Source organism: Micromonospora sp. NPDC049662 (genome assembly GCF_040675055.1).
Taxonomy (GTDB): domain Bacteria; phylum Actinomycetota; class Actinomycetes; order Mycobacteriales; family Micromonosporaceae; genus Micromonospora.
In genome coordinates this window covers 105,935-132,503 of the sequence record NZ_JBFAOC010000001.1, presented here as the reverse complement: position 1 = coordinate 132,503, position 26,569 = coordinate 105,935, and the positions used below count along the sequence as shown (strand labels likewise).

At 72.4% G+C, this 26,569-nt stretch carries 26 protein-coding genes and 2 pseudogenes; 16 read left to right on the top strand and 12 right to left on the bottom strand.

Annotation, left to right across the window (positions count from 1 at the left end; all coding sequences use genetic code 11):
- Positions 1 to 81: 81 nt before the first annotated feature.
- The 7 genes from AB0J36_RS00540 to AB0J36_RS00510 form a co-directional block, all read right to left on the bottom strand.
- Entirely contained in the window at positions 82 to 648 is a 567-nt protein-coding gene (locus AB0J36_RS00540; RefSeq protein ID WP_357121051.1) for a hypothetical protein, read from the bottom strand.
- Between the two features lie 109 nt (positions 649 to 757).
- The gene (locus tag AB0J36_RS00535) at positions 758 to 1,600 is read right to left on the bottom strand and encodes an oxygenase MpaB family protein (RefSeq protein ID WP_363659830.1); all 843 of its coding nucleotides are present in this window, start codon (positions 1,598 to 1,600) and stop codon (positions 758 to 760) included.
- The gene (locus AB0J36_RS00530; RefSeq protein WP_357172082.1) at positions 1,597 to 2,814 is read right to left on the bottom strand and encodes an MAB_1171c family putative transporter; all 1,218 of its coding nucleotides are present in this window, start codon (positions 2,812 to 2,814) and stop codon (positions 1,597 to 1,599) included. Before AB0J36_RS00530 ends, AB0J36_RS00535 begins: the two co-directional genes overlap by 4 nt.
- A gap of 7 nt (positions 2,815 to 2,821) precedes the next feature.
- Positions 2,822 to 3,394, bottom strand: a complete 573-nt coding sequence (locus tag AB0J36_RS00525; RefSeq protein WP_357172259.1) for a hypothetical protein — start codon at positions 3,392 to 3,394, stop codon at positions 2,822 to 2,824.
- Positions 3,395 to 3,403: 9 nt separating this feature from the next.
- Positions 3,404 to 3,913 (bottom strand): hypothetical protein, encoded by a 510-nt coding sequence (locus AB0J36_RS00520; RefSeq protein ID WP_357121060.1) that lies wholly within the window; start codon positions 3,911 to 3,913, stop codon positions 3,404 to 3,406.
- A 276-nt stretch (positions 3,914 to 4,189) separates the two neighbouring features.
- Positions 4,190 to 5,239, bottom strand: coding sequence for an SMP-30/gluconolactonase/LRE family protein (locus AB0J36_RS00515; RefSeq protein WP_357121063.1), 1,050 nt, complete (start codon positions 5,237 to 5,239; stop codon positions 4,190 to 4,192).
- Between the two features lie 89 nt (positions 5,240 to 5,328).
- On the bottom strand, positions 5,329 to 6,807 hold the full coding sequence (locus AB0J36_RS00510; protein WP_357172083.1) for a family 43 glycosylhydrolase: 1,479 nt from the start codon (positions 6,805 to 6,807) through the stop codon (positions 5,329 to 5,331).
- 323 nt (positions 6,808 to 7,130) lie between these two features.
- Here AB0J36_RS00510 and AB0J36_RS00505 point away from each other — a divergent pair, with 323 nt between their 5' ends.
- Together AB0J36_RS00505 and AB0J36_RS00500 are read left to right on the top strand one after the other, a co-directional pair.
- On the top strand, positions 7,131 to 7,847 hold the full coding sequence (locus AB0J36_RS00505; RefSeq protein ID WP_357121069.1) for an alpha/beta hydrolase: 717 nt from the start codon (positions 7,131 to 7,133) through the stop codon (positions 7,845 to 7,847).
- A gap of 58 nt (positions 7,848 to 7,905) precedes the next feature.
- On the top strand, positions 7,906 to 8,448 hold the full coding sequence (locus AB0J36_RS00500) for a GNAT family N-acetyltransferase (protein ID WP_357121072.1): 543 nt from the start codon (positions 7,906 to 7,908) through the stop codon (positions 8,446 to 8,448).
- Here AB0J36_RS00500 and AB0J36_RS00495 read toward each other — a convergent pair.
- The gene (locus AB0J36_RS00495) at positions 8,364 to 9,710 is read right to left on the bottom strand and encodes a PLP-dependent aminotransferase family protein (protein WP_357121075.1); all 1,347 of its coding nucleotides are present in this window, start codon (positions 9,708 to 9,710) and stop codon (positions 8,364 to 8,366) included. The genes AB0J36_RS00500 and AB0J36_RS00495 overlap by 85 nt on opposite strands.
- A 406-nt stretch (positions 9,711 to 10,116) precedes the next feature.
- Between AB0J36_RS00495 and AB0J36_RS00490 the strand changes: the two genes are divergently transcribed.
- From AB0J36_RS00490 to AB0J36_RS00445, 10 genes and pseudogenes are all read left to right on the top strand, one after another.
- Complete coding sequence (locus AB0J36_RS00490; RefSeq protein WP_357398723.1) at positions 10,117 to 11,586, top strand: anthranilate synthase component I family protein; 1,470 nt, start codon at positions 10,117 to 10,119, stop codon at positions 11,584 to 11,586.
- A pseudogene (locus AB0J36_RS00485) lies at positions 11,583 to 12,146 on the top strand (aminodeoxychorismate/anthranilate synthase component II); the annotation flags it as partial. The gene AB0J36_RS00490 and the pseudogene AB0J36_RS00485, both read left to right, overlap by 4 nt.
- 125 nt (positions 12,147 to 12,271) lie before the next feature.
- Positions 12,272 to 13,060, top strand: a complete 789-nt coding sequence (locus AB0J36_RS00480) for a phenylalanine--tRNA ligase beta subunit-related protein (protein ID WP_357398722.1) — start codon at positions 12,272 to 12,274, stop codon at positions 13,058 to 13,060.
- Positions 13,057 to 14,292, top strand: a complete 1,236-nt coding sequence (locus AB0J36_RS00475) for an ATP-grasp domain-containing protein (protein ID WP_363659825.1) — start codon at positions 13,057 to 13,059, stop codon at positions 14,290 to 14,292. The genes AB0J36_RS00480 and AB0J36_RS00475 overlap by 4 nt, the downstream gene beginning before the upstream one ends.
- Positions 14,283 to 15,503: an MFS transporter gene (locus AB0J36_RS00470; protein ID WP_363659823.1), complete on the top strand. Its 1,221-nt coding sequence runs from the start codon at positions 14,283 to 14,285 to the stop codon at positions 15,501 to 15,503. Before AB0J36_RS00475 ends, AB0J36_RS00470 begins: the two co-directional genes overlap by 10 nt.
- Before the next feature lie 29 nt (positions 15,504 to 15,532).
- Positions 15,533 to 16,837 (top strand): TrpB-like pyridoxal phosphate-dependent enzyme, encoded by a 1,305-nt coding sequence (locus AB0J36_RS00465; protein ID WP_357121091.1) that lies wholly within the window; start codon positions 15,533 to 15,535, stop codon positions 16,835 to 16,837.
- Between the two features lie 59 nt (positions 16,838 to 16,896).
- A complete protein-coding gene (locus AB0J36_RS00460; RefSeq protein WP_363659821.1) occupies positions 16,897 to 17,595 on the top strand; it encodes a flavodoxin family protein in 699 nt (232 codons plus the stop codon).
- Positions 17,585 to 17,932, top strand: a complete 348-nt coding sequence (locus AB0J36_RS00455) for a cupin domain-containing protein (protein ID WP_357121097.1) — start codon at positions 17,585 to 17,587, stop codon at positions 17,930 to 17,932. Before AB0J36_RS00460 ends, AB0J36_RS00455 begins: the two co-directional genes overlap by 11 nt.
- Positions 17,929 to 18,297 carry a chorismate mutase gene (locus tag AB0J36_RS00450; protein WP_357172088.1) on the top strand — a complete coding sequence of 123 codons (369 nt, stop codon included), beginning with the start codon at positions 17,929 to 17,931 and terminating at the stop codon, positions 18,295 to 18,297. The genes AB0J36_RS00455 and AB0J36_RS00450 overlap by 4 nt, the downstream gene beginning before the upstream one ends.
- Positions 18,294 to 19,754: a UbiD family decarboxylase gene (locus AB0J36_RS00445; protein WP_363659818.1), complete on the top strand. Its 1,461-nt coding sequence runs from the start codon at positions 18,294 to 18,296 to the stop codon at positions 19,752 to 19,754. The genes AB0J36_RS00450 and AB0J36_RS00445 overlap by 4 nt, the downstream gene beginning before the upstream one ends.
- Here the strand turns inward: AB0J36_RS00445 and AB0J36_RS00440 are convergent.
- On the bottom strand, positions 19,699 to 21,210 hold the full coding sequence (locus AB0J36_RS00440; protein WP_357121106.1) for a PLP-dependent aminotransferase family protein: 1,512 nt from the start codon (positions 21,208 to 21,210) through the stop codon (positions 19,699 to 19,701). The two genes, AB0J36_RS00445 and AB0J36_RS00440, sit on opposite strands and share 56 nt — an antisense overlap.
- Before the next feature lie 23 nt (positions 21,211 to 21,233).
- A complete protein-coding gene (locus AB0J36_RS00435; RefSeq protein WP_357121109.1) occupies positions 21,234 to 21,728 on the bottom strand; it encodes a MarR family transcriptional regulator in 495 nt (164 codons plus the stop codon).
- A gap of 202 nt (positions 21,729 to 21,930) precedes the next feature.
- Here AB0J36_RS00435 and AB0J36_RS00430 point away from each other — a divergent pair, with 202 nt between their 5' ends.
- Positions 21,931 to 22,305, top strand: a complete 375-nt coding sequence (locus AB0J36_RS00430; protein ID WP_357121112.1) for a DUF6069 family protein — start codon at positions 21,931 to 21,933, stop codon at positions 22,303 to 22,305.
- 52 nt (positions 22,306 to 22,357) lie between these two features.
- Here AB0J36_RS00430 and AB0J36_RS00425 read toward each other — a convergent pair whose 3' ends face one another.
- Positions 22,358 to 22,741: a DUF6223 family protein gene (locus AB0J36_RS00425; RefSeq protein ID WP_357121115.1), complete on the bottom strand. Its 384-nt coding sequence runs from the start codon at positions 22,739 to 22,741 to the stop codon at positions 22,358 to 22,360.
- 216 nt (positions 22,742 to 22,957) lie between these two features.
- Here AB0J36_RS00425 and AB0J36_RS00420 point away from each other — a divergent pair, with 216 nt between their 5' ends.
- From AB0J36_RS00420 to AB0J36_RS00410, 3 genes are all read left to right on the top strand, one after another.
- The gene (locus AB0J36_RS00420; protein ID WP_363659815.1) at positions 22,958 to 24,076 is read left to right on the top strand and encodes a histidine kinase; all 1,119 of its coding nucleotides are present in this window, start codon (positions 22,958 to 22,960) and stop codon (positions 24,074 to 24,076) included.
- On the top strand, positions 24,073 to 24,735 hold the full coding sequence (locus AB0J36_RS00415) for a response regulator transcription factor (RefSeq protein ID WP_357121121.1): 663 nt from the start codon (positions 24,073 to 24,075) through the stop codon (positions 24,733 to 24,735). The genes AB0J36_RS00420 and AB0J36_RS00415 overlap by 4 nt, the downstream gene beginning before the upstream one ends.
- An 80-nt stretch (positions 24,736 to 24,815) precedes the next feature.
- Positions 24,816 to 25,724 carry a hypothetical protein gene (locus tag AB0J36_RS00410; RefSeq protein WP_363659813.1) on the top strand — a complete coding sequence of 303 codons (909 nt, stop codon included), beginning with the start codon at positions 24,816 to 24,818 and terminating at the stop codon, positions 25,722 to 25,724.
- Between the two features lie 117 nt (positions 25,725 to 25,841).
- Here the strand turns inward: AB0J36_RS00410 and AB0J36_RS00405 are convergent.
- A pseudogene (locus tag AB0J36_RS00405) lies at positions 25,842 to 26,228 on the bottom strand (helix-turn-helix transcriptional regulator); the annotation flags it as partial.
- Between the last annotated feature and the right edge of the window lie 341 nt (positions 26,229 to 26,569).

The window sequence follows — 26,569 nt, the reverse complement described above, 5'->3', positions numbered from 1 at the left end:
CGCCTCGCCGGTGCCGCGCCGCGGGCGCGGGGGGGGGCGCCGGGGGGGGGGGCGGTCGAGTCGACCGCCCGCCCGGTGTCGTCAGCTCAGAGTGAACGTCACGTCGTCGACGTCGAAGGCCGTGACGCCGTTGCCGGCCGTCTCGCTGCTCAGGAAACTCGCCGTCGCGGTGCGCTCGACCGCCGCCGTCCCGCTCGACATGACGTACTCCCGCCACTGCGCCCCGCCGTCGAAGGCCAGCGAGAACCTCGTCTTCGGCGGAATGCCGGTGACCGCCAGCCCGACGTTCAGGTAGTCACCGCGGGTGGTTTCCGTGGTGATGGTGCGGACCCAGAAACGGACCGTCAGGTCGCAGTTGGCCGGCACGGTGACGGTCGTGCGCAGCAGGTCGCTACGCGTCACGTCCAGGCCGGCGAAGGTGGCGTACGCGCGACCGGTGTGTGCCGGCCGGGTCTCGTCGCCGAGCACGACCATGCGCGGGCCGGCCGTCCAGCCGTTGGCGCCGCGCTCGAACGACGGGTTGGGGTGCACCTGCCCGGCGCAGGGCGCGGCGGGTGCCGGTGGTGCGTCGGATGCGTCTCGTGCGGCGGATGCGCCGCCCGTGACCAGGAGCAGCAGGGCTGCGGCGGTGGTGGCGATTGCCTTCATCGGTCCTCCTCGAATCATAGAAGGTTGCCGATATCTGACCATCCGTTACGGTGGCCGCCACGTCAAGCGGTTCCCGACCCTGGCGGCCCCGGCGCCAACCAGCCGCTGATCAGTGCGGGCCGAGCTGGCTGATCTCGTACCCCTGGGGGTAGGTCCGAGCCCTGATGCCGTCGGCGAACAGCGGCGTGGCCCGGGGCGCCCCGAACCACCGCTGCCACCGCGCGCGCGTCCGCAACGCGAGGCGCAGGCCGACCCGGACCGGCCACGGCGGTGTGTCGACCCGTGTCGCGCGCCGCAGCGGTTCGTCGTACATGGCGCTGACCAGCGCGTTCCCCAGTGGCGCGAGCGGGCGGGGGAGGCGGGCGAGCATCAGCATGCGGGTGGCCCGCTCGATGGCCGCCGCGTCCTCGTTGGGCAGCAGGTGGGCGGCGTCGTGGGCGTCGAACCAGGCTTCGAACTCCTCGAACGACCCGGGTATGTCGGTGATGCCCATCCGCCGGCCGAGCTCCCGGTAGAACAGGTAGGTGGCCTGCCGCTCGTGGCAGCAGGGCTGCCGCCAGCCGTAGGCGCGCAGCCACCGGATCGGAATCACGACGAGGCAGCCCAGGACGTAGCGGAAGTCGTCGTTGCCGATGTCGTACGGGCGATGGATCTGGTTGACCCGCCGCAGCGCGTCACGGCCCCGGGGCTGGTCGAAGCCGTTGAGGACCATCTCGTACATCAGCAGGCCGGTGTCGTCGATGCGCTTCTGGGTGCGGTCGGTCAGCTCGCCGGTGGTGGTGTGCACGGCGGCGATGGCCGGGACCGAGAAGGACCTGTTGAACGCCAGGTTGAGGCCCAGCTTCAGGTCCCAGGGGAACTCGTGGCGCAGCATCGTCTGGTAGATGTCCAGGTAGTCGCGCTGCGGGTCCAGCGTGCGGATCCGCCTCAGGTTGTCGTACCGGCCCCTCATCGGCGCGCGTCTCCTGCAGTCGGTCGCGGGGTGGCCGCGGCGAGCGTCCGGGCCACCACGGGTGATCGGGCGTAGGCGTCGGTGACGAGCGTCAGCCACGCCACCTCGCCGGCATAGCCACCGTCCGGGCGGTGCAGCTCGTCGGCGGGCTGCGGGGCCGCGGCCACCAGCCCGGCCCGATGCCGCCGCAGCGCGCAGGCCAGGTGCGCGGCCTCGATCGCCGCCTGCCGCTCGGTGGCGCCGAGGCCGGCCCCGGCGGCGAACCGCTCGGCCAGCGCCGTCACCCCCACCTCGGTGTACGGGCGCAGCGCCAGGCGGCCGTCGCGGATCTCGGCGACCCGACGGGTGAGCGCGTAGTCGGTGTCGCGCAGGGCCGCGAACCGGCGGCGCAGGGTGGGGTCGAGTTCCAGCTCGGGAAGGGCCGCGACGAGGTCCCGCCAGAGCGGTTCGAGTCGCCGGTAGGAGTGGAAATCCTCCCACCGTTGGCCGATCTTGAGGGTGGGTCCCCATGCCGGCATGGTGAGGCCGATCGTGATGAGCAACGCGCCGATGGTCACCAGCACCGCCGCGATCTGCCGCTCGCCGGTCGGCCGGTAGCCGGCCCAGTAGGCGACGAGGTAGACGATCTTGTTGGTGCTGTAGAGCAGCGCGACGGCGGCGCCCACGGCCGTGATGCGCAGGCCGCGGCGCAGCCAGGGGCGTCCGCAGATCTTCGCGAAACCCCAGCACAGCCGGGTGATGTCGAAGCAGTAGGCGAAGAAGCCGAGCAGCAGGAAGATCAGCAGGTAGGCGGTGACGACCGGGTCGGTCGCGTACTCGACGGTCAGGCGCACCGGCTCGTCGTAGGTGAGGGTGACGGCGAACAGGCCGAACATGACGAGGAACGCGCACGCGGTGACCCAGACCCAGCGGCGGGCCCGGACGGCGGCCGTCGCCGGGGGCAGCGCGAAGTGCAGCAGCATGATCTCGGCGTTGGCCGAGATGGTCAGGGCGCCGGCGTGCGCCATCACCTTGGCGAGGTTGGGCAGGCCCGACACCTCGTCGATCGCGCTCGCGACGGGCGGGATGGCGACCGTGATCCCGGCGGCGAACGCACCGAGGCCCGCGCAGATCGCGCGGCGGGCCCGGCTCGGATGCCGGCGCTGCAACCGCACCATGTACACGAACGCGACCCAACCGGAGGCCGCGCACACGGTGTAGAGGACGGTGTCCATTCCCGCGCTACCAGTGGGGGTGTTCGAGGGAGTGCCGCAGCCGGCCGTACAACTCGGCGTCCGGCCCGTCGACAGGTGCCTCGTCCGCGTCACCGCGCCCGCTGCGGACCCGCCGCAGCAGCAGCGAGCCGATCATCTCGGCTTCGCGCTCCTCGGCCGCGGCATAGTTGCTGCGGCCGAGACTGCGCCGCACGAGTTGCGGGTCGAGGTCGGGCAGCAGCAGCCGGGACGCGTCCGCGTCCAGCACCTCGGTCGCCTGGTGCCCGGCGAGCAGGTGACCCAGCTCGTGGCCGATGATCAGCAGTTGGTGCAGTGGCGAGGTGTCCTGCTCGTAGAAGATCGCGTCGAAGTCGTTCGTCGGCACGCACATCCCGCACACCGTCTGTGCCGGCAGCGCGATCGGTACCAGGTGAATGGGCCGGCCGCGCCGCTCACCGAGGACGTCGCACAGCCTCCGGACGTCGAAGGGGTCCGGCATCTCCAGCTCGGCGACGATGCGTTCGCAGCGTCGGCGTAGGCGATGCAACCTCACGTCGGTGTTCCCCCACTCGTCGGTGTGCTCCCACCGCAGGATCTGCACGGCCACCCGCTACCGACGATCGTCGGACGCGGTCGTGCCGGTGCCCTCTGCCACGGCCCGTAGCCGGGCCACCATCTGTTCGACGAGCCGCGTGTCGGTCGCGGAGAGGCCGTTGTCGGCGAGCACCTGCCGCAGCGCCACCCGTTTGACGTCCATCCGCCGCAGCTCGCTGAGCAACGTGATCTGGTCCTGGATTCGTCGTGCCGCCGCGTCGTCCACGAAGTAGCCCGAGTTGACACCGAAGGCGGCGGCCAGGGCGCGTACGTGCGAGGTACGGGGATCGCTCGCCACGCCACGACGCAGCTCGCCGATGTAGGCGGCGCTGATCGTCACGCCCGTCTCGGCCGCCGCTTCGTTGATCTTGTCGGCGATCTCCCGATTGGTGTACCTGCGCCCGGGCTCGTCGGAGTCGCCGAGCTCGTCAGGCGTGGGACGGATCTTGTCGAACAGATACTCCAGCCGTGCTGCCAACGTGTCGAGGGGCGGCAACTCCCGCTCCGTCCGCCGAACGTCCACCATGCTCTTCACCCTCCGGCGACCTGAACGACAGTGTCGCAGATGTGCCCCGCCGCGAAACAGACGTTGACAGGCACACGGAACGTGAGCGTAAGCTCGCTCCTGTTCGGAGCAACACCCGTTGAGCGTGAACCCGTTGTGCTCAACGCCTGTTGCGCGACGGGCCCGATCAGGGCCGTCCGGGCCGAACCTGGGGGGAAGCGGGGAGGAATCCGCTCCGCGAGGAGCACAACGGGGGATTCCTCCCACGGCCCGCCCAGGTCGTGCCGGTCCTTCTCGTCAGTACGGGTAGCCCGGAACGTTGAGCCGGACGCTGTACAGGCCGGAGTCGTTCCGTGGACCCGAGGTGATGAACAGGGTCTGCCGGTCGGAGCCACCGAAGGCGACGTTGGTCGTGCCGGTGAAGCCGGGCCGGATCGTGCCCAACTGGACGCCCGCGGGGGAGTAGACGTGGACGAGGGAGTCTCCGCCGGAGGTCCAGTACACGTTGCCGGCGCAGTCGATCGTGCCGCCGTCCGGGCCGCCGATGTAGTTCACGAAGACGCTCCGCGCGCCGGTGCTGCCATCGGGCTGGACGGCGTACTTGTAGATCTTGTTCTCGGAGTAGGCGCCCACGTACAGCGTGCTTCCGTCCGGTGAGAGCGAGATGCCGTTGGGCTGACGCAGTTGGTCGTCCACCAGCGACACCTGCCCGTTGACGACGCGGAAGACGCTGGTACGCCCGTTCATCTGGTCCGGGCGGTTGCCGCGCTGGAAGTTGGGGTCGGTGAAGTAGGTGACGCCGTCCGAGCGGACCGCGACGTCGTTGGGCGAGTTGAACGCCCGACCCTGGTAGTTCGCCGCGACGGTGCTGCGGGCCCGGTCACTCAGCCGGTACGCGGACACGTTGCGCTGGTCGTGGGTGGCCGCCACGAGCTGCTGGCCGTCGGCGCTGAGCGCGATGCCGTTGCTGCCGGCGTTCGAGATGAACGTGTCGAACGTCGACGGCGGCGTGAACCTACGGATCGTGGACGGCTGCACGTTGTACGGCCCGGTGCCGGCGGCCATGTCGGAGAAGAGCAGGTAGCCGCCGTCGGCGACCCAGACGGGCCCTTCGAGAAACGAGAACCCGCCCTGGATGCGCGGCGCCGTCACCGAACTGGCCGGCAGTGGTGAGCCGTAGCTGGCCCCCGTCGGGCAGGCGCCGGGCGGCGTGCCGGGCGGGCCGGCGAGCCTGACGTACGCGTCGGCCTGGGCGGTCGCCGATCCTCGGGCGGCGGCGGGAACGGGTGCCGCGCTGACCGCGAGGCAGAGCCCGGCCAGGATGGCGATGGTGGGACGCCGGTTCATCGGGTGCTCCAATCGGCGTCGACGGGTCGCGCGGACCGGCCGACGGTGTCGAGGGCGCGTGCGGGCGCGGTGCGGCCCGCCCGCCGGGGCTATTCCAGGTGGAAGGTGGCGGAGCTTCGCTCGGCGCTCGTACCGACCGCCTCCAGGTAGAGCAGACCGTCGCGGTGCCGCACGAAGCGGCCCGGGTAGTTCTGTGACTCCAGGGAGATGCCGGCGCTGTCGGCCAGGCCGGGCCGGCGTTGGAAACTCGCGTCGCTGGCGAAGATCGACGACCCGTCGTTCGCTGCGATGGACAGGGCGAATCCGTAGTGGCGCAGGTAGTAGCCCGGGTAGTTGGTCGACTCCAACGACACGCTCCCGCCGCCGGCCAGGCCGTTGACGATGCGGAACTGGGAGTCGGCCAGGTTGGTCACGTTCGGCTCGACCCGTGCCCGGTAGTCGTAGTGCCGGACGTAGCTGGTCGTCAGGTCGTGCGACCGCAGCCGGACCGGGGTGGCCCCGTCGGGCACGGGGATGCCGAAGTTGGGGGTGCCGTCGGCGTTCCAGTACAGCTTCTGCAGGCGGGTCCGCCGGTTCGGGTCGTTGAGGGGGTCGCCGCTGATGTCGCGGTAGTTCCGGTCGTGGTAGACCAGGATGTCGCTCTGCCCGTCCTCGGAGACGGTGAACGAGTTGTGGCCGGGGCCGTACTGGCCGGTGGCCGCGCTGGTGGCGAAGACCGGGTTGGGGCTCTTGCTCCAGGCGGCCGCGTCGAGCAGGTTCGCGGTGGTCGAGGCGCTGAGCATCCCGAGGCAGTAGTTGGCGTCGGTGGCGCTGGCCGAGTAGGTCAGGAAGAGACGTCCGTTGCGCTGGATCACGGCCGGTCCCTCGGCGACCCGGTAGCCGCGGGTCTCCCAGGCGTACGTCGGTACGACGAGCCGGGTCACGGTGCCCGTGATCTGCCACGGGTTGGCGCCCATCCGGGCGAGGTAGACGTTCGAGTTGGTGGAGATGCCCGGCTCCTGCTGCGCCCAGGTCAGGTAGCGCACCCCGTTGGCCACGAAGGTCGAGGCGTCCAGGCTGAAGGTGTCCCAGGGCGTCGTGATCCGGCCGCGTTCGGTCCACCCTCCGGTGAGCGGGTTCGCGTTGGCGGTCTCCAGCACGTACATCCGGATGCGCCACACGTCGTCGGTCCGGCCGGCGGCGAAGTAGACGTACCAGCGGTCGTTGATGAAGTGGATCTCCGGGGCCCAGATGTGGGCGCCCATCTCTCCGCTGGTGTGCCGGCTCCAGATCGTGGTCTCCGCCGCCGTCGCCAGACCCTGCAGGGTGGTCGCGCGGCGCAGGACGATCCGGTCGTACTGCGGCACGGTCGCGGTCAGGTAGTAGTAGCCGTCGGTGTGCCGGAAGATGTGCGGGTCGGCCCGCTGGTTGACCAGCGGGTTGGTGTAGTTCACGGCGGGCGCGGCCTGCGCGGGCCCCGCCACGGGCAGCCCGACCGACACGGCGAGCACCACCAGCAGCGCGGCCAGCATCGAGCGGCGGCGGGGGACGCCCGGACCGGCGGTCCTCCGGTCGAGTGGCAGCGGCATCTGTCCTCCGTGAGCTGTGGGTACCGCGCTGGTCGACGCGGCCCTCGGCGGCCGACCTGCGGCACGTCGAGGGCGCGAACGCCCGTGTGCAGGAACGTGTGACGGGAGTGTTGCGCCCAGGTAACGGCCTCAGTGTTGGCGCTAACATCGACGAGTGTCAAGGTCTTCCGGTAGTTCCCGGGCCACCGCGCAGCACCGACCACCACCCGCGACGGCGGGTGACGCGGTCGGTCGCAACGGAGGTTTCACCATCGCCTGGCGGGTACTCAGGCGCACCGACACGGCCGGTGGAAAGCAGTGTCACGAGCGAGGGAGCGCCTGTCATGCCCGATGCGGAGCCCACCGTCGTCCTGGTGCACGGCGCGTTCGCCGAGTCGGCCAGCTGGAACGGCGTGATCGAGCGGCTGGGTGCCGCGTACAACGTCGTGGCCGCCGCCAACCCGCTGCGCAGCGTCGCGGGCGACGCCGCGTACGTGCGGGACGTGGCACGGGGGATCGGCGGGCCCGTCGTGCTCGTCGGCCACTCGTACGGCGGCATGGTGATCACGCAGGCCGCGGCGGGCGACACGTCGGTGCGGGCTCTCGTGTACGTCAACGCGTTCGCGCCGGACACCGGCGAGTCGGCGTTGTCGCTGTCGGGAAAGTTCCCCGGCAGCACGCTCGCCGACACGCTGGTGCAGTACCCGGTGTCGACCGGCGGCAACGAGGTGGCGATCGGCCAGGACGCGTACCACGCCCAGTTCTGCGCCGACGCGTCGGACGACCTCGCCGCGCTGATGGCCCGCACCCAGCGGCCCATCACCGAGCAGGCCCTGGGCGACGGGCTCACCGGCGAACCCGCCTGGCGGTCCCTGCCGAGCTGGTTCGTGTTCGGCGACGCCGACAAGAACATCCCGGTCGCCGTACACCGGTTCATGGCCGAGCGGGCCGCCCCGCGCGGCCAACGCGAGGTGGCGGGCGGTTCGCACGCGATGGCGGCGGCCCCGCAGGCCGCGAGCGAGATCGCCGAGACGATCATCGAGGCGGTCCGGGCCACCTGACCGCGTACGCCGACGGCTCGACGCGAGAGCCGGAACGCGCCCGCGTAGCCTTGCGGTCGTGCGGGACTGGGCGCTGCGGCCGGCGCTGACGGCGGACGTCGAGGCGGTGGCCGAGTTGCGGTCCGTGGTGCTGCGGCCGGATCTGGAACGGCTCGGGCGGTACGACGCGCAGCGGGTCCGGCAACGACTGCGGGACGGGTTCTCGCCGGCACACACCTGGCTGATCGAGGTAGACGGCGCGTTCGCCGGGTGCGTGTCCCTGCGGCCGGGCGAGGACGCCCATTGGCTGGAGCACTTCTACCTGACGCCGCCCACGCAGGGCGTCGGCATCGGCGCCGCCGTGCTGCGCTCGCTGCTCGAGCGGTGCGACCGCGACGGCGTCCGCGTCCGGTTGAACGTGCTGCGCGGCAGCGCGGCCCGGCGGCTGTACGAGCGGCACGGATTCACGCTCGAAACCGAGGATCCGATCGACGTGTTCATGGTGCGCGAGCCGAACCGGGCCGGCCGGCCGACTGATCAACCGCGACCGGTCGTCTCCCGGTACGCCGCGCCCAGAGCGGTCAGGCCGCGTCCCAACTCCGGGCCGCGTACCCCGGCGTAGCCGAGCACCAGCGCCGGCGGGCGGTCGTCCGGCCGTAGGGCGTAGAAGCGGCCACCGCGGACCAGCACCGAGCGACGCCGGGCCGCGTGGACCACGGCCTCCTCCGCGTACCTGGCCGGCAGCAGCAGGTACGCCTGGAGTCCGCCGTTCGCGCCGAGCAGGGTGACGTCGGGCAGGTGCCCGGCGACGAAGTCGCGGACCGCCTGACGGCGCTTCTGCACGTCCGCGCCGAGTCGGCGCAGGTGTCGGTCGAAGGCGCCGGTGTCGATCAACCGGGCGAAGGCGAGCTGTTCCAGGCCGGAGCAGCCGATGTCCCAGCTGGCCCGGATCCGCTCGACCGCCGCGGTCAGGTCGGCGGGGATGGCCAGCCAGCCGAGGCGCAGCGCCGGCGTGAGGACCTTGCTGGCGCTGCCGGCGTAGACCACCCGGTCGGGCGCGAGGCTCTGCACCGCCGGCAGCCGGTGCGCCGGGGCGACGAGGGCGGCGTCGAAGTCGTCCTCGATGACGTAGCCGTCGACTTTCTTCGCCCAGGCCACGAGCTGTGCCCGGCGTCGTGCGGTGAGCGTGACCCCGGTCGGGAACTGGCTGGCCGGGGTGATCAGCACGGCACGGACGCCGCTCGCGTCCAGCGCGTCCACCCGGATGCCGTCGGAGTCCACCGGGATGCCCACCGGACGCAGGCCGGCCTCGGCGACGAACTCCCACTCGCCCGGGTGCCCCGGATCCTCCACCCCGAGCGTGTCGTGGCCACGGTCGCGCAGCACGCGGCAGAGCAGCGCGAGCCCCTGCGCGAAGCCGGACGTGACCATGAGGCGCTCCGGCCGGGTCCGTACCCCACGCACCCGGCCCAGGTAGCCGGCGAGGGTGTGCCGTACGACCGGCAGCCCGGACGGCGGGGCGTAGCCCAGCTCGCGACGGCCGGCCGAGGTGACCACCGCGCTGACCGCCCGGATCCAGTCCTGGCGGGGGAACGTCGAGTCGTGCGGGCTGCCGGTGCGCAGGTCGCAGACCGCCGGGGCGGGCGGGTGGTCGTCCGGGGTGAGCGCCGAGGCGACGTCGGCGCGGGCCGCCGCCGCCACCGAGGTGCCCGAGCCGTGCTGGGAGACGAGGTACCCCTCGGCGCAGAGTTGTCCGTACGCCTCGACGACCACACTGCGGGACACGCCGAGGTCGGCGGCGAGCTGCCGGCTCGACGGCACCCGGGTGCCGGGGCGCAGCGCGCCCTCCTCGATCTGCGTACGGAATGCGTTACGGAGCTGCACTGCCAGCGTTCCACGCGATTGCCCGTCTATTGACAGGCTTAGATTAAGGGACAAGTGGTCCGCTCCGAGATCGTCGAAGTGGTATGGACAGCGTGATCCGTGCCTGTGGAAAGTGTTGGTCGGGTGCACAACCGCCCGGTGGCCGGCGAATCAGGGCGTATGTTCCGAGCGTGTCCAATGTGGACGCCCCGCCGCCGGCGCCGGGGTGGTCGTGCGAAGTCCTTTCGCCTGGGGGAAGGGTCCGACCTGCCGCGTCGTCGGCGGGACCAGCGCCAACGGTGGTGCGGAATCGGGCTGTTCAGAGGGGGTTCCGCAAGTGTCCCTATTGTCAACCGAACCCGCCGCGTGGTCGATCCGAGCACATTCGTCGACCGATACACGTACCGCATTTATGGACTCAATTCCGGTGGAAGTGACATCTGTCACACTGCCGTCGATCGATCCGTTGTCGCTCTACACCGCACTCGCCGACAGTCTTTCCCACGACGACCTGTATCTGTTCGAAAGCCTGGACGGTCCTGTTCGGGACCGATATGCCGCAGCCGTCGGTTGGGGTCTCCTCGCCGAGGTGCGACTCATCGCCGACCGCCTCGAGCTGGCCGCCGACGGTCCGCTGGGTGACGCCCTGGCCGCCGTGTTCACCGCCGTCCTGGGCGAACCGGGCCGGCGGGCCACCACGGCGCGAGTCTGGCCCGTCGCCGGACCGACCGAGGTGTGGGCCGCCGTCCGGGCGGCACAGCGCGCGTTCGCCGTGCGCACGACCGTCCCCACCGACACCTTCGCCTTCGGATTCCTCACCACCCTGGCGTACGAGGCCGCGCGGGACATGGACGAACTCGGTACCGAGCGGGTGGTCGACGACGTTCCCCGCTGCACGCTCGCGCTGTTCCGGCACACCGTCTGGTGGGATCTACGCGCCGGCACGGTCCGGCGGCTCGACGCCAGCGGGCCGCACCTGCCCCCGGACGACGCCGCCCGTCTGCCCGAGCTGCCCGTGCGACCGACCGCCCCGCACCCGCACGTGCCGGCCGCCCCGCCACCGCGTCTGGTCCGGGACACCGTCGACGAGGAGACGTTCGCCGCCCGGGTGAAGCAGTGCCTGCGGCACATCGAGGTCGGGGACAGCTACCAGATCCAGATCGGCCACCGGATCGACGTGGAGACGACGCTGACACCGTTGGAGGTCTACCGGCGACTGCGTCACCGCAACCCGTCGCCGTACATGTACCTCACCCCGTGGGCCGGACGGACCGTCATCGGGGCCAGCCCGGAGCTGTTTCTGCGCATCGAGGACGGCCGCCTCTCGATGCGTCCGATCGCCGGAACGGCCCGCCGCGCCGCCGACCCCGAAGCCGACCGACGGCGGGTGGTCGAGCTGGCGACGAGCGAGAAGGAACGGGCCGAGCACGTCATGCTCGTCGACCTGTGCCGCAACGACATCGGCCGGGTCTGCGTGCCGGGGACGCTCAGCGTCGACAGCATGTTCGACGTCGAGCCGTTCGCGTACGTGCACCACCTGGTCTCGACCGTCTCGGGCCAGCTCGCCGACGACGCCGACGTGTGGGCGGCGATCTGCGCGACCTTCCCGGCCGGCACCATGACCGGCGCCCCGAAGCTGCGGGCCATGGAGATCATCGACGGTCTGGAGGACGAGCCCCGGGGCGTCTACGCCGGCGCGGTCGGGCTGGTCGACGTCCGTGGCTACGCGGTGCTCGCCCTCTGCATCCGGACCGCCGTGCACGACGGCCGGCACTACCGGACCCAGGCCTCGGCCGGGGTCGTGGCCGACTCCACCCCGGGCGACGAGTGGCGCGAGACGCTGGCCAAGATGAACGCCACCTACTGGGCCCTGACCGGTAGGGAGCTGCTGTCGTGAAGGTCCTGCTCGTCGACGCGTACGACAGCTTCACCCACATCATCGACCAGTACCTGCGGACGCTCGGCGCACAGACCGTGGTGGTCCGCTCCCGGGCGGCGACCAACGACCAGCTCGTGGCCCTGCGGCCCGACGCGGTAGTGCTGGGCCCCGGGCCGGGCCACCCCGCCGAGTCCGGGCACGTGGAGCTGGTGCACGCCTTCGCCGGTCGGGTCCCGCTGCTCGGGGTCTGCCTCGGCCACCAGGCGATCGGCCTCGCCTACGGCGGGACGATCGCGGTCGCCCGGCACCTGATGCACGGCAAGACCAGCGTGGTCACCCACGACGGCCAGGGCGTCTTCGAGGGCACGCCCGCGCCGCTCACCGTCACCCGCTACCACTCGCTGATCGTCGCGGACCCGGTGCCCCCGGCCCTGCGGGTGACCGCGCGGTCGTCCGACGACGGCTACGTGATGGGGGTACGACACCACACGCTCGCGGTGCAGGGGGTGCAGTTCCACCCGGAGAGCGTGCTCACCGAGGCCGGCCTGCGGCTGTTCGACAACTTCCTGCGCCAGGCGTCGACGACCGCGCAACGGCCACCCGGATTGGCCTCACCGGATCACCCCGGATTGGCCACAAGCGGTGGTCGTCCCGCTGCGTACGGTCGGGCGGACAATCGGACCCGACTCTCACGAGGATCACGATGACCCAGCTCAGCGACGGTGCGGCCACTCTCACCGTCCGCATCGACGACCGGGTGCTGACCGCGGTGCCGGACTACGTGCTCGGCGTGCTCGCCGTGGCGCTGGTCGAGGTCGTACCGGCGCCTCCCGCCGTGTCGGCGTTGCTCACCGCCGCGGAGGACGCGCTGCACGGCGCCGGCCTGGACAAGGCCGCCGTGGCCGACCTGCCGGGCATCGCGGCCTGGCGCGAGGCGTACCGGGCGGTGGGGGTGAACCCGAACCGGTTCCCCTGCGCCGCCGAATCGATCACCCGCCGGGTGGCCAAGGGCGACCGGCTGCCCCGGATCAACGCCCTGGTCGACCTCTGCAACGCCGTCTCGCTCGGCGCGGCGCTGCCGGTGGCGTCGTGCGCGGTCGACGGCCTCACCGACCTCGTGGTGCGGCCGGCCGACGGCACCGAGACGTACCTGCCGCTGGGCGTTCCCGACGCGCCCGAGCGTCCCGAGCCGGGTGAGGTCGTCTACGCCGACGCCGACGGGCGGGCCCACTCGCGGCGCTGGAACTGGCGGCAGGGCCACCTGGTCCGCACCGACCTGGGCCCGCACGCGTTGCTGCTCACCGTCGAGTCGGCCCACCCCGGCGGACGGGCGGAGGTGGTTGACGCGTTGGCCCGCCTCGGCGGCGTCCTCGCCGGGATGTCCGCCGGCCCACGGCAGGAGGCGGTGCTCGACCGCGACGCGACGAGCGCCGTCCTGGGTACCGCGGGACCGCTGAGCCCGGCGGGCAGCAACGGTCGGAGCCGTCCGTGAACGGCGCGATCCTGGTGATCTACCGCCCGGCGGCCGGGCGGTACGCCGCCCAGTTCCGCGCCGTGGTCGCCGCCGCCGCCGAGCGGGGCGTGGCGACCGTCGCGCTGCTGCCGACCGGTCAGCCGTCCGCCGACACCGCCGGTCTGCCCTGCTACCACGCCGACCTCGACGACCGCGAGGCCGTCCGTTCGATCGTCGCGACGATCGTCGCCGAGCACCCGGTGCGGCGCGTCTTCCCGCTCTTCGAGGGCGACGTGCTGACCGCCGCGCACTGCCGACGGGACCACGGCATCGACGGGCTCGACCCGGAGGGGGCGCTGACCTTCCGCGACAAGAACGTCATGCACCGCCGTGCCACCGAGCTCGGTGTGCCGGTGGCCCGCTCCTGCCGCCCCGAGACGGTCGGGGCGGTCGCCGAGTTCGCCGCCGAGGTCGGTTGGCCGGTGGTCGTCAAGCCGTACGCCGGCTGGGCCTGCGGCGACACGCACCGGGTGGACTCCGTCGAGGACCTGGCCCGGGTGTGGCCGTTGATCGCCGACGACCGGCACGACTACCGGGTGGAGGAGTACGTCCGGGGTGCGGAATACCACGTCGACTCGCTGCTGCGCGACGGCGAGGTGGTCTTCGAGCAGCTCTCCCGCTACACGTACTCCGTCCTGGAGTTCCGCGACGAGCCCGGCGGCACGGTCTCCCGCAAACACGACCTGACCGACGCCGAGCGGCGCATCCTGGCCGCCAGCGCCACCGTGCTGCGGGGCTTCGGGATGCGGACCGGCGTGGCGCACGTCGAGTTCTTCCTCCGCGACGACGGCGAGGTGGTCTTCGGCGAGGCGGCGGCCCGGGCCGGTGGCGGCTCGATCGTCCCCGCCATCGAGGCCGGGCGGGGGATCAACCTGGCCGGGGAGTGGTGCCGCCTCGAACTGGACCCGGAGCACGTGCCGACGACCACGCTCGGGCCGGAGATCGGCACCGAGTACCTGTGCTCCGACCGGTACGGGCGGATCACCGCGATCACCTCGGCGGCGCAGTTGCGGGCGCTCGACGCGGTACGCGACGCGGACGTGTGGAAGCGCGTCGGTGACGTGCTCGCCGCGCCGACCGCCTCGAACGACGTGCTCGGCTGGTACGTCTGCGAGGGGCGGGACTTCGACGCGGTCCGCGCCCGCTTCAAGGTCATCCGCGACTCGTTCGAGGTGCGCACCGAACCGGTGGGGGAGTCGTCATGTGGCTGAGCCGGTTCCGGGCCCTGCCCCGCCCGCTGCGGATGCTGGTCTACGCGTCCTTCATCAACCGGGCCGGCATGTTCGTCTTTCCCCTGCTCGCGGTCTACCTGGTGCAGAGCCGGCAGCTCAGCACCGGCGAGGCGGGCGTGCTGATCTCCGCGGGCAGCACCGGCCTGCTCGCCGGCAGCCTGCTCAGCGGGCCGGTCTGCGCCCGGGCCGGCCGCCGCGCCGCGCTGGTGGCGAGCCTGCTGCTCAACGCGGCCGGTTACCTGGGCCTGGCCGTGGTCGACGGACCCACCTGGACGTACGCGGTGCTGCTCTTCGTCGCGCTGGTCGGCATGGGCATGTTCTCCCCGGCGGCCAACACGCTGATCGCCGACCTGACCGAGCCGGGCGAGCGGCCGTTCGCGTACACCGTCAGCTATCTCGCCAACAACCTCGGCATGGGGGTCGGCCCGCTGCTCGGCGGGTTCGCGGCCGCGCTGTCGTACGAGCTGATGTTCGCCGGGAACATCCTGCTCGGTCTGCTCGCGGCGGCCACCATCTGGCTGTTCGTACCCGCCGAGACCCGCCGTGCCCCGACGACCGCGCCGGTCGTCACGACCCGCTGGGCCGGGCTGCGCCGGGATGTCGACGTGGCGCTGCTGGTGCTGGTCTCCTTCTGTTACGTCGCGCCGCTGATCGGCCTGGAATACACGCTGCCTCTCGCGGTCACCACCGTGCTGCACTCGTCGGTGGCGGTGGTCGGCGCGGTCTACACCATCAACAGCGTCGTCGTGGTCAGCGCCAGCCTGCTGATCGAAAAGCGGATCAAGGCGTACTCGACCCGGGTCCTGCTGATCGTGGCCGGCCTGCTCTGGTCGGCCGGCATGGCCGTCCTGGTGTTCGCCTTCTCGCTGCCCGCCGTGCTGCTCTCCACGGTGGTCTGGACCCTCGGGGAGATCATCGCCTCGGTGGTGGTGCCCACCTACATCGCCGACCACGTGCAGGAGCGTCGGGTCAGCAGCTTCATGGCCCTGAACGCCTTCGTGCTCAGCTCGGCCCGGTTGGTCGTGCCGATGGGTCTCGGCTTCGTCTGGCAGACCCAGGGGCACCAGCCCGTCCTCCTGATCCTCCTGCTGACCCCGGTGGTCGGTGTGGTCGCGTTCGCGGCGCTGCGAATCCGACCGGCCGTCCGGCCCGTGCCGGCGCCCGCCGAACCGGCCACCGCCAGTCCCTGACACCCACCCACCCCTCATCGGAAGGCGCCATGACGACGTCGAAGTTCGTGCTGCCCGAGAGCGACATCCCGACGACCTGGTACAACGTGGTTCCCGACCTGCCCAAGGGGCTGCCCCCGATGTTGCACCCCGGCACCCGGGAACCGCTCACCCCGGCGGACCTCGAACCACTCTTCGCCACCGGCATGATCGAGCAGGAGTTCAGCACCGAGCGGGACGTGGACATCCCCGGGCCGGTGCTGGACATCTACCGCCAGTGGCGGCCCAGCCCGCTCGTCCGCGCCCACCGTCTGGAAAAGGCCCTCGACACGCCGGCCCGGATCTACTTCAAGTACGAGGGGGTCAGCCCGTCCGGCAGCCACAAGCCGAACACCGCCGTACCGCAGGCGTACTACAGCAAGCTCGACGGCGTGCGGCGGCTGACCACGGAGACCGGCGCCGGCCAGTGGGGCAGCTCGCTCTCGATGGCCTGCACGTACTTCGGCCTCGACTGTGAGGTCTTCATGGTGCGGGTCAGCTACGACCAGAAGCCGTACCGGCGGGGGCTGATGGAGACGTTCGGCGCGTCGGTGACGGCGAGCCCGAGCGACCGTACCGCGGCGGGCCGGGCCGCGCTCGCCGCCGACCCGAACTCCACCGGCAGCCTCGGCCTGGCCATCTCCGAGGCGGTGGAGGCGGCGATGGCCAGCGGTGGCGCCGCCAAGTACGCCCTCGGCTCGGTGCTCAACCTCGTGTTGATGCACCAGACCATCATCGGCCAGGAGGCGCAACTCCAACTCGCCCTGGCCGACGACTACCCGGACGTCGTGATCGGCGCGGCCGGCGGTGGCTCGAACTTCGCCGGGCTGGCCCTGCCGTTCCTGCGCCGCCAACTGGGCGGCGGCCCGGCCGTGCGGTTCGTCGCGGTCGAGCCCTCCTCCTGCCCGTCGCTGACCCAGGGCACCTACGACTACGACTTCGGGGACACCGCCGGCCTCACCCCGCTGACCAAGATGCACACCCTGGGCCACGAGTTCCGCCCACCGGCCATCCACGCCGGTGGACTGCGCTACCACGGCATGGCGCCGATCATCAGCGCGCTGCGGGACCTCGACCTCATCGAGGCGCGTGCCGTGCCGCAGACCGCCTGCTTCGAGGCGGGCGTGCTCTTCGCCCGCAGCGAGGGGATCGTGCCGGCGCCGGAGTCCACCCACGCCGTCCGGGTGGCGGTGGACGAGGCGCTGCGCTGCCGGGAGACGGGCGAGTCGCAGGCGATCGTCTTCTCCCTATCGGGGCACGGCCACTTCGACATGCAGGCCTACATCGACTACTTCGCCGGAAAGCTGACGGACTGACCTCGCTGGGGCGGACGCCGTCGTGGCGTCCGCCCCCGCGCCGAGCACCGGGGGCGCCAATGCACAGCGAAGCAGCCACCATCCTCGCCATCAACGGGTCGGAACGGGCCGGCGGCAACACCGACCACGCCATCGCGCACGCGGGCCGGCTGATCGCCGAACGCGGCGCGACCCTGCGCACGATCGTGCTCCGCGAGCACCGCATCTCGCCGTGCAGCCCGTGCGGCGACTGCAACAGCCGAACCCTGCCCTGCCGGGTGGACGACGACGTCCCCGCCCTGGTGGAGCAGATGGCCGCCGCCGACGGACTCATCTACGCGGCCCCGGTGCACGGCTTCGGCCTCGCCCACCTCATGCAGGTCTTCATCGAGCGCGCGGGCGTCGGCTACCTGCGGTTCAACCGGCCGCTGGCCGACAAGGTCGGCGGCATCATCGTCACCGGACGTCGGTACAGCGACTCCTCCGTGCACAACCAGATCGTCAACAACCTGCTGCTCAACAGGATGATCCTGGTGGGCAGCGGATTCCCCGTCCTGTTGCGCAACACCACCGGCAGCCCCGGGCTGACCGACGCCGAAGGCGTCGACGCGCTGGAGCGGATGGTGCACCGGATGCTCGACATGGTGCAGCTGCTCAAGCGGCACCAGCGGGTCGACGGTGGCCCGGTCCTGCCGCGCCGGGACCGCAACGAACGCGTCCCGCGGCCCCGCCGCGCCGAAACCGCCCAGAGCAGAGGAGATATCGAGAATGTCCACTGAGCAGGTCGCCACTCCGGTCGGCATCGACTTCCCGGCCACCGAGTGGGAGAGGTGGGACAAGCCGGGCGCCGAGGGCCGGGTCAAGATGACGTACGTGGGCGGTCAGCGGCTGCGCCTGCTGGAGCTGCCACCCGGCTTCGACGAGCACCACTGGTGCCTGCGCGGGCACACCGGCTACGTGCTCCAGGGCGAGTTCACCATCCACTTCCGGGACCGGTCGGTGCCGTGTCGCCCCGGCATGGGGTTCGTCATTCCCGACGACGAGGAGCACCGGTCGCAGGGCAGCGACGCCGAGCCCACCGTCGTCTTCGTGGTCGATGAGGTTCCGCAGCCGTGAGCGACCAGCAGAGCGTCGCCTCGCCGGCCGGGTCGACGCCGGCCGGCGACGCCGACGGGCCGGCCCGGATCGCCGAGCTTCGGGTCGCCATCGACGGGCTCGACCGGCAGATCATCGCCCTGCTGGCCGAGCGCACCCGGGTGGTGCGGGAGCTGACCGTGCACAAGACGGACGAGGGGACGGTCCGCTCACCCGAGCGGGTGCGGCAGGTCCTCGACCGCGTACACGCCCTGGCGGTCGGGCACGGCATGCCGCCCGAGGTGGCCGTCGGCACGTACCGCGCCCTCATCGAGGAGCTGACCCTGATGCAGCTCGACATGTTGGCGGCCCGCCGCGCCGCCGCCGCGGCGACGGACACCAGATGAGCCACCGTCTGCCCGTCGACCTGCGGCACGCCCTGGCCAGCCTCGACCCGCTCCCCGGCGAGCTGGTGCGGGTCGCCACCGAGCTGCCCGCCCGCTACGGCGTGTCTGCCCACTACGCCCGCTGGGCGGGCGCGCCCGCCGCCCCTCCCACCGGCGCCGGCCCGGCCGTCCTCTTCGACCGGGTACGCCCCGACGACGGACCCACCCGGGCGGTGCTGATGGGCCTCTACGGCACCCGTCGACGAGCCGCCGGCCTGCTCGGCTGCACGCCCGCCGAGCTGCCGCACCGGCTGCTTGACGCGGTGGCCGCCCCCCGCCCGGCGGAGTTCGCCGCCGACGCGTCCCGCTGGCCGCGCGAGTCGCTGCCGTTGGACCTGACCGCGCTGCCGGTGCCGGTCCTCACCGACGAGGACGCCGGGCCCTACCTGACCCTCGGCGCGGTGCTCGCCACCGACCCGGACACCGGGGTCCGCAACCTGTCCGTGCACCGCATGTGCGTGCAGGGGCCCGACACGCTGACCATCTGGATGGTGCCGGGGCGCGACCTGGAACTCGCGTACCAGGCCGCCCTGCGCCGGGGCCGCCCACTGCCGGTGGCGATCCACCTCGGCCTCAGTCCGGCGGTGCTGCTCTCCTCCTGCTGCCCGACCTCGCTGGTCCCGCCCGACCTCGATGAGCTGGCGGTGGCCGGCGCGCTCGCCGGCCAGCCGGTGGAGCTGCTGCCCTGCGCCACGGTGGACGCCGAGTTCATCGCCCACGCCGAGTACGTCATCGAGGGTGAGCTGCTGGCCGACCACGCGCCGGAGAGCGCGCACGGCACGGTGGCCACGCCGGAGTTCCTCGGCTACCAGGGTCGCGCGCACCCCTGGCTGCCGCTGATCCGGGCCACGGCGATCACCGCTCGGGAGAGCCCGATCCTGCAGGCGGTCTCCGGGCCCGGGCACGAGCAGTCGATCCTGCTCGGCTTCGGGATGGAGGCCGCCGTGCTGGACGTGCTGCGGCGGCGGGGGACACCGGCGCTCGCGGCGCACTGCCACACCGCCGGTGGCGGTCAGCTCATGGTGGTGCTCCAGTGGTCGGTCAAGCGCGGGCCACAGGACGACGTCGCGGTGCGCGCCGCCGCCGAGGCGGTGCTGGAGCAGTTCCGGATGGCCAAGCTGGTGCTGTGCGTGGGCGAGGACGTGGACATCGAGTCCGACCAGGACCTGTGGTGGGCGATGGTCACCCGGTTCCAGGCCGATCAGGACCTGGTCGTGCTGCCCGACCGGGAGGGCTTTCCGCTCGACCCGAGCCAGCACACCGGCTACTCGCCGTCGCTCTCGGCCGACGGGCGCACGGCCAAGGCGGTGTTCGACTGCACCGTCCCGTACGCCCAGAGCGCGCGCTTTCACCGGCCCCGCTTCACCGAGCCGTCGCGTCCCGCACCGCGGCGGCCAGCAGCGCCACTCCCTCGGTGATCCGAGCGGTGGGCAACGCCGCGTACCCGATCAGGAAGGTCGGCTCGGTCGGCGGCCGGGTGACGAAGTAGCCCGAGGCGGGATAGACCCGTACGCCCCGGGCGGCGGCGGCGCGCACGATCTCGGCCTCATCGACGTCGTGCGCGCCGCCCAGGGTCACGAGCACGTGCAGCCCGGCCGCCGTGCCGGAGATCCGTACTCCCGCGCCGAAGTGTTCGTACAGCGCCTCCAGCAGCCGGGCGCGACGCTGGCGGTAGAGGCGGTCCATCCGGCCGATGTGCCGGGCGTACGCGCCGGACGAGATGAACTCGGCCAACGCCTCCTGGGTCACCGTCGGGGTCAGCCGGTCGGTGATCCACTTGATGCCTAGGAACGACCGGACGAGGTGCGGCGGCAACACCGCGTATCCGATGCGCAGCGACGGGAAGAGGGTCTTGCTGAAGCTGCCGACGTAGACCACGTCCGCGTCCTGCGGATCGGCGGCCAACGACGCGAGCCGCTCCTCGGCGAAGGTGAACTCGTTGTGGTAGTCGTCTTCCAGCACCGTCGCCGCGTGGTCGCGGGCCCAGCGCAGCAACGCCCGCCGTCGCCGGTCGGACATGATGAACCCGGTCGGGAACTGGTGCGACGGGGTGACGTAGACGAGGCGTACCCGGGCCGGGTCGAGGCCGTGCGCGCGGACCCGGCAGTCGATCTCATCGACCCGCAGGCCCTCCTCGTCGACCGGGACCGGCACCACGGCGGCCCGCGAGTAGCCGAAGATCTGCCGCAGCACGGTGTGGCTCGGATCCTCGATGACCACCACGTCGTCCGCGCCGACGAGCAGCCGGACCAGGATGTCCATGGCCTGAGTCGCGCCGCTGGTCACGACCGTGTCCTCGCGGCGGGCGTCCAGCGCCCGGCTGCGTCGCAGCAGCGCGGTGATCTGGGTACGCAACGACGGGGAACCCTCGGCCGGGCCGTAGCCCAACGCCACCGCGTCCGCCCGGCTGACCGCGTCGGCGAGCGACTGCCGCCACCGGGTCACCGGGAAGCTGGCCAGCGCCGGGGTGCCGTGCCGGAAGTCGTACGTGCCGTCCGGCCGGTGCATCGGCGCCGGTTCCCAGGGCTTCCAGAGGGGACTGCCGGCGTCGGTGGGCAGCGGGGGCTCGGGTCGCAGGTGCGCGCGGGCGGCGCGGGGGACCCGCGGTGGCGCGTCGGCCGGTGCGGCGCTGACCCGGGTGCCGGAACCACGCCGCGACGTGAGCACCCCGTTGGCCCGCAGCAGCTCGTAGGCGCGGGTCACCACCGTCCGGGAGACCCCGAGCTGGTGCGCCAGTTCGCGGCTGGGCGGCACCGCGTCGCCGGGGCGCAGCCGGCCGGCGCGTACGGATGAGCTGATCTGGTCGCAGAGTTGCTGCTGCAACGGCACCGCACTGGCGCGGTCGAGCGTGACGAGGAGCTGGTCCGAACTCACCTGAGCATGCTCCCCGCTCGAGGTCAGGCTGCCCGGGAGGATCGCCTGCGGGCGGGGCGGTCGGTCTGCACGAATGTCGACAGTCGGCCCTGCACCAGCCGGCCGAGCACGTCCAGGAAGATCGCGCGGTCGCGCGACGGGACCGTGGCGAGGATGTCGTGCTGTAGTCCCGCGACGATCTGCCGCGCCTCGGCGACCAGCCGCTCGCCGTCGGGCGTGACGGTGACGATGCGGGCGCGTCGGTCGGTCGTCGAGGTGCGACGCCCGACCAGGCCGGCACGTTCCAGCTCGTCGAGGGTGACGACCATCGTCGTCTTGTCGATGCCGCACATCTCGCCGAGCTGGCTCTGGGTGAACTCGCCGGTGAGACCGCGATCGAGCACGCAGTAGGCACGCGTCGAGATGCTCAGGCCGGAGAGGGCGGCGGCGTGTTCCTGAGCCAGCGCGTGGGTGGCCCAGGACATCAGGAACATCAGGTCTGGTGTCGCGGCATCGGGCCCGGAGGTTCCGGTGGTCATGGCGGCAGCCTAGCAACTGGTTCGTGATTCGAACTATCTCGTAGCGGAGCATCGTCGCCTCGCGAACAAGTTAAGAACGAGATAGTAAAGAACGGAACCTTCTGATACGGTTCGATCTCGACAGCACGTCCCCTCCACTGAGGAGTCACCCCTGATGTCTGCGGAAGCCTCTGTTCCCCGTGCCGGTGCCAGCGCCTCGCGCGTGCGAGACCGGGCCATCGCCGTCGCGGTCGCCGTGCTCGCCGCCGTGGCCGTGTGGTCGATCGCGACCCTCGCCGGCGCGCAGCTCACCGTCGACCAGGGCGCCGGCCCGCGGGACGTCACGGTGCTCGCCGTCGTCCTGAACTCCGCGATCGCGGCGCTGCTCGGCTGGGGCCTGCTCGCGGTGCTCGAGCGCTTCCGGGCGAGCGCCATCACGATCTGGACGGGGATCGCTCTCGTCGTCCTCGTGCTGTCGCTCGTGCCGGCCTCCCTGGTCGACGCCTCGGCCGGCACCCGGGTCGCCCTCGTCCTGATGCACCTGGTGGTGGGCGCGGTCGTGATCGTGGGCTTCCGCAGGGGCGCGCGGGGCGTCTGACGGCGGGTGGCCCGCCCGTCCCGCTCCCGCGCGGAGCAGGACGGGCGGTCCCTCAACCTCGTACGCGCCGCAACGCGAGACCACCGAGGCCCAGGGCGGCCGACCCCACCACCAGGGCCACGTACGCCCCGCCCCGACCGTTGCCGGTGCCGATCCCGCTGTCGGAGGTCGCCACCACCAGCGCGCCGAGGCCCACGGCGAGCAGTCCGGACGCCAGGGCCACGGTCGCGCCGATCATCCCGCTGCCGGTGCCGACGCGACTGGTCGGGCGGGCCAGGGCCAGCGCGCCGACGATCACCCCCGCCAGGCCCAGCAGGCCGCCGACGCTCGCCCCGAGTCGACCGGTGCTCATGGTGGTGACGCTGGCCGCCAACGGCTGGTCCGGCGCGGCGATCCCCTCGAGCAGGGCGGACGTGGCAGCGGTGAACACCGACATGGGCTTCTCCTTCTCGTACGTCGTGGTGTGCCGTTCGATCTTGTCGCCGCGCCGGCCGCCGGTCGTCCGGCAACCGGAGGCTCTTCGTCCTGCCGCGGCGGGCGCAGGCGGCTGCCGCGTACGACGCACCCGCCGCGCGACTACCACGGACGCGGTAGTCGACGGTCGTTCGCGCGCAGGAGTCGCCCGGTGCGTGCCCCGGGCTAGGGTGCGCGCATGAGCACAGGGCGTGCCGTTGTCCGGGACTGGGTCATCGCCGTCGGCGTGGCGGTGGTGCTGCTGGTCGCCGGGCGGTCCATGGGCCCTTCCACGATGGACCTCGACCTGCTGGGCTACGCGCTGCTGGCCGCCGGTGGTCTGGCGTTGGCGGCGCGTCGCCGCGCTCCGGTCACCGTCCTGGCCGTCACCGCGCTGTGCGCGGTGGGCTACCAGGCGGTCGGTTTCGACGTGCCGGCGGTCGCCTTCCTGTTCGCGGTGTACACCGGTGTGCGGGCGGGCCACCGCGTCGTCACGGTCGTCGCCGCCGTGCTGATGCTCGTCGCGTTGCCGCTCACCGCGCTCGCCCCACCGCAGGGTCTGCCGTTGGGCGACGCGCTCGCGCGGGCCCGGGGCGCCCTGGAGGTGGCGTGGCTGATCGCCGCCGGCGCGGCGGGGGAGGCGTTGCGGCAGGCCGAGCGGCGGGCCGACGAGGCCGAGCGCACCCGGGAGGAGACCGCGCGACGCCGGGCCGACGAGGAGCGGCTGCACATCGCGCGGGAGCTGCACGACTCGCTGACCCACCAGATCTCGATCATCAAGGTGCAGGCGGAGGTGGCCGTCCACCTGGCCCGTCGGCGTGGCGAGGCGGTGCCGGAGGCGTTGCTGGCGATCCGGGAGGCCGGCCGGGAGGCCAGCCGCGAGCTGCGCGCGACCCTGGAGGCGCTGCGGGACGACAGCAGGAACCCGCCGCGGGGCATCGACCACCTGCCGGAGCTGGTGCAGCGGGCTCGGCTGGCCGGGCTGGACGCGACGTTGACGGTGCGGGGGCCGCGACAGGCCGTGCCGGTGGCCGTGGACCGGACCGCCTACCGCATCGTCCAGGAGTCCCTCACCAACGTCGCACGGCACGCCGCCGCGGCCACCGCGTCGGTCCACGTCGACTACCGTCCGGACGCCCTCGCGATCCGGGTCGACGACGACGGCGCCGCCACGCCGGCCGCCGCCCCGGCGCCCGGCGTCGGGCTGCTCGGGATGCGCGAACGGGTCACCGCCCTGGGCGGTCGCCTGCACGCGGCGCCCCGCGACGGGGGCGGCTTCACCGTCCGCGCCGAACTTCCCGTCGGGCCGTCCGCGTGATCCGCGTCCTGCTGGTCGACGACCAGGCGCTGCTGCGCAGCGGCTTCCGCGCGCTCCTGGACATCGAGGACGACATCGAGGTGGTGGCCGAGGCGGCCGACGGTCTCCAGGGGTTGGCCCTCGCCCGACGTCACCTGCCCGACATCGCGCTCATCGACATCCAGATGCCGGTGCTGGACGGAATCGAGGCGACCCGGCTGATCGCCGCGGACCCGGCGCTAGCCGGCGTGCACGTCGTCATCCTGACCAACTACGGACTCGACGAACACGTCTTCCACGCGCTGCGCGCCGGCGCGGCCGGTTTCCTCGTCAAGGACATCGAGCCGGAGGACTTCCTGCACGCCGTACGCGTCGCCGCCCGAGGGGACGCGCTGCTCGCGCCGTCGATCACCCGCCGCCTCATCGACCGGTACGTCGCCGAACCACAGCACCTGCGGGTCCCGACCGGGCTGCGGGAGCTGACCAGCCGGGAACGCGAGGCCGTCGTCCTGGTCGCCCAGGGTCTGTCGAACGACGAGGTCGCGGCACGAATGGTGATCAGCCCGCTGACCGCCAAGACCCACATCAACCGGGCCATGGCCAAGCTGCACGCCCGCGACCGCGCCCAGCTCGTCGTCGTCGCGTACGAGTCCGGGCTGGTGGCCCCGCGTCAGCACTGAGGTCGGCGGGCCGCCGGAGCAGGGACGGCGTCCAGGCTTGCCGCGCGGCGCCCCGGTCGACCCGTGCCATGATTGCGCCCATGGGCAAGCAGCAGCACGTCGGCGGGGCCGACCGGCACAGCGGGTCGGGAACCACGGCCGACCGTCCGACCGACGGCGGGGCGGACGCTCGACTCGCCCTCGCACAGGACCCCGCAACACCACAGATGACCCTCATCGACCTGGCGTCGGATGCGTCGGTCACGGTGCGCAAGGCGGTCGCGGCGCGGCCGGACGCGCCCGCGCAGGCCCTGCGGACGTTGACCCGCGACCACGATCGTCAGGTCCGGGAGGCGGTGGCACGCAATCCCGCCACGTCGGTCGGCAACCTCCTGCGTCTCGTCAAGGACGCCGACCGGTGGGTCCGGTGGGCCGTCGCCAGCAACCCGGCCTGCGACGAGTCGGTCCGCCGGGTGATGGTCGCCGCGCCCGACAAGGAGCTTCGGGGCCTGCTCGCCGAGACCCGCGAGTTGGAGCCCCACCTCGCCGCCGAGCTGGTCGAGGACGCCTCACCCGAGGTACGCGAGCGGCTCGCCACCCACACCCACGACCCCGAGGTCGTCGTCGCCCTGTTGGCCGACCGTACCGTCCGCGTGCGCAAGGGGCTCGCCCGCAACCCGCGGACCACCGCCGCGCAGCGCAGCGCCCTGGCCAGGGATCCGGCGGTGGACGTACGGGCGGCCCTGGTCCGCGCCTTGGAGCTGAGCGAGGCGGATCTGGCAGGTCTGGCCGACGACCGTGCCGTGCAGGTACGCCTGGCCATGGCCACGTCCGAGCTCATCCCGTCGCACGTGCGGCAGGCGCTCGAGAACGACTCCGACGACATGGTGGCCGCCGCGGCACGTGACTATCGCCCCGGCGTCGGCAGCTCGCCGGTGGTGCGGGCACCCCGGATCGGGTCCCGTCGCCCCGACGGCGGCTCTCGCCGGCAGGGACGCGCCGCCACCTGACGTCGGCGGGCCCTAGGGGGTCCGCGCGCTCGGCTCACCGGCGCGATGTTCCCACCCGCGACGGGGCCGGCGGGTGATCCCGGCGCCGGTCGACGACGCCGCCTCGACCGGAAGGTCCCGGCCGGCGAGGCGGCGGAGCAGGTCGCGGATCTGGCGTTTGTCCGCGGCCGAGACGGTGTCGTCCAGCAAACGTCGGCGGATGGTGCCCATGTCCGTCTCGACCTGCGCCAGCGCCCGGGGCGTCTCGGCCGCGTCCGGCATCGCGAGCGGCCGGATCGCGGCGGCGATGGAGAGGTCGAGGGTGGCGCAGAGGCTACGCACCTTCGCCAGCTCGGGGTAGCGCTGCCAGTCTCCGGCGAGCCAGCGGAACAGCGTCGAGCGGCTCACCCCGGTGTGGTGGGCGATGTCGCCGACGGTCCAGCCGTGTTCCTCACGGGCGTCGTCGACGGCTTGGCGGACGAACTGCGCGAAGGCCATCTGAGGTGTCGTGGGGTAGGTGTCCATCCTCAGGTCCTGCCCTCCCATCCGGGTTGATCTGCCCTGCGGTGACGGCGGTACCACTGATCGTCTATCAGCTTCTGCGGCGGCGCAGCGGCGCTCGGGGCGCTGGCCTACTCCTTCGGGGTGGTGCGGATACTCAAATGCCGGTCGTCGCGGCGGATCGGCGGCGCGAACGCGCGGCCCGCCAGGGCGCACGGGTGGGCCTGGTCCCGTTCGCCGTCCCCTTCGGGGCCCACTGTCCCGTTCACGGCCTGTGATGGTCGCCGCAGCGCTGCGGCTACAACGCGTGACCTGAGTTACCGTTCGTCGAATCAGGTACCGTCCCCTGTCACACCGTCTTCGTA